The organism is Pseudoalteromonas luteoviolacea (assembly GCF_000814765.1).
GTDB lineage: Bacteria > Pseudomonadota > Gammaproteobacteria > Enterobacterales > Alteromonadaceae > Pseudoalteromonas > Pseudoalteromonas luteoviolacea_H.
In genome coordinates, this window is the sequence record NZ_JWIC01000008.1 from 245,001 (window position 1) to 247,723 (window position 2,723).

1 rRNA gene is annotated in these 2,723 nt (G+C 49.4%); it reads left to right on the top strand.

Features of this window, described 5'->3' with window-relative positions:
• Positions 1-191: 191 nt before the first annotated feature.
• A 23S ribosomal RNA gene (locus tag JF50_RS20765) occupies positions 192-2,723 on the top strand; the annotation flags it as partial.

Sequence of the window (2,723 nt, forward strand, 5' to 3'; positions counted from 1 at the left end):
ATTCTCTTGCTCTTTAAAAATTTGGAAAGCTGATAATTAAATTCTCGAATAACAAGCAATTGTTATTCAGAGTTTTCGAAAGAAAATGCCGATTAATCATTTAATTGATTAATTAGCGTCTACTTTAGTATTACTTAACTTCTGGCAAAGTTAAAACTGTCTTTGACGATACAAACCATTTTGGGTTGTATGGTTAAGTGACTAAGCGTACACGGTGGATGCCTTGGCAGTTGGAGGCGATGAAGGACGTACTAACTTGCGATAAGCTAAGTCAAGCCAGTAAGAGGCACTTGAGACTTAGATTTCCGAATGGGGAAACCCACCGCTTAGCGGTATCTTGCAGTGAATACATAGCTGTAAGAGGCAAACCGGGAGAACTGAAACATCTAAGTACCCCGAGGAAAAGAAATCAACCGAGATTCCGAAAGTAGCGGCGAGCGAAATCGGATTAGCCCTTAAGCTTCAGTGTAATTAGTGGAACCTTCTGGAAAGTTGGACGACACAGGGTGACAGTCCCGTACACGAAAATTTATCTGAAGTGAAATCGAGTAGGTCGGAGCACGTGAAACTTTGACTGAATATGGGGGGACCATCCTCCAAGGCTAAATACTCCCAACTGACCGATAGTGAACCAGTACCGTGAGGGAAAGGCGAAAAGAACCCCTGTGAGGGGAGTGAAATAGAACCTGAAACCGTGTACGTACAAGCAGTAGGAGCCCTTCGAGGGTGACTGCGTACCTTTTGTATAATGGGTCAGCGACTTATATTCTGTAGCGAGGTTAACCATTTAGGGGAGCCGTAGCGAAAGCGAGTCTTAACTGGGCGCTTAAGTTGCAGGGTATAGACCCGAAACCCGGTGATCTAGCCATGGGCAGGTTGAAGGTCAGGTAACACTGACTGGAGGACCGAACCCACTAACGTTGAAAAGTTAGGGGATGACCTGTGGCTAGGAGTGAAAGGCTAATCAAACCGGGAGATAGCTGGTTCTCCCCGAAATCTATTTAGGTAGAGCCTCGGACGAATACTTACGGGGGTAGAGCACTGTTAAGGCTAGGGGGTCATCCCGACTTACCAACCCTTTGCAAACTCCGAATACCGTAAAGTACTATCCGGGAGACACACGGTGGGTGCTAACGTCCATCGTGGAGAGGGAAACAACCCAGACCGTCAGCTAAGGTCCCAAAGTGTATGTTAAGTGGGAAACGATGTGGGAAGGCTAAAACAGCTAGGAGGTTGGCTTAGAAGCAGCCATCCTTTAAAGAAAGCGTAATAGCTCACTAGTCGAGTCGGCCTGCGCGGAAGATGTAACGGGGCTAAACATACCACCGAAGCTACGGCTGCGAACTTTGTTCGCGGGGTAGGGGAGCGTTCTGTAAGTGGCTGAAGGTGTGCCGGGAGGCATGCTGGACATATCAGAAGTGCGAATGCTGACATGAGTAACGATAATGCGGGTGAAAAACCCGCACGCCGGAAGACCAAGGGTTCCTATCCCATGTTAATCAGGGTAGGGTGAGTCGACCCCTAAGGCGAGGCTGAAGAGCGTAGTCGATGGGAAACGGGTTAATATTCCCGTACTTGGTATAAATGCGATGGGGGGACGGAGCAGGCTAGGCAAGCATGGCGTTGGTTGTCCATGTGAAAGGCTGTAGGCTGGTGACTTAGGAAAATCCGGGTCGCTAAGGCTGAGAGTCGAGACGAGCTACTACGGTAGTGAAGTTGTTGATGCCCTACTTCCAGGAAAAGCCTCTAAGCTTCAGTTTATATCGAATCGTACCCTAAACCGACACAGGTGGTCAGGTAGAGAATACTAAGGCGCTTGAGAGAACTCGGGTGAAGGAACTAGGCAAAATTGTACCGTAACTTCGGGAGAAGGTACGCTCTTGTTTGTGAAGGACTTGCTCCGTAAGCAAACGAGAGCCGCAGTGACCAGGTGGCTGGGACTGTTTATTAAAAACACAGCACTGTGCAAAATCGTAAGATGACGTATACGGTGTGACACCTGCCCGGTGCCGGAAGGTTAATTGATGGGGTTAGACATTTGTCGAAGCTCTTGATCGAAGCCCCGGTAAACGGCGGCCGTAACTATAACGGTCCTAAGGTAGCGAAATTCCTTGTCGGGTAAGTTCCGACCTGCACGAATGGTGTAACCATGGCCACGCTGTCTCCACCCGAGACTCAGTGAAATTGAAATCGCAGTGAAGATGCTGTGTACCCGCGGCTAGACGGAAAGACCCCGTGAACCTTTACTACAGCTTGGCACTGAACATTGACCCTACATGTGTAGGATAGGTGGGAGGCTTTGAAGCACAGTCGCTAGATTGTGTGGAGCCGTCCTTGAAATACCACCCTTGTAGTGTTGATGTTCTAACTTAGGTCCCTAATCGGGATTGAGGACAGTGCCTGGTGGGTAGTTTGACTGGGGCGGTCTCCTCCCAAAGAGTAACGGAGGAGCACGAAGGTTGGCTAAGTACGGTCGGACATCGTACGGTTAGTGTAATGGTAGAAGCCAGCTTAACTGCGAGACAGACACGTCGAGCAGGTACGAAAGTAGGTCATAGTGATCCGGTGGTTCTGAATGGAAGGGCCATCGCTCAACGGGATAAAAGGTACTCCGGGGATAACAGGCTGATACCGCCCAAGAGTTCATATCGACGGCGGTGTTTGGCACCTCGATGTCGGCTCATCACATCCTGGGGCTGAAGTCGGTCCCAAGGGTATGGCTG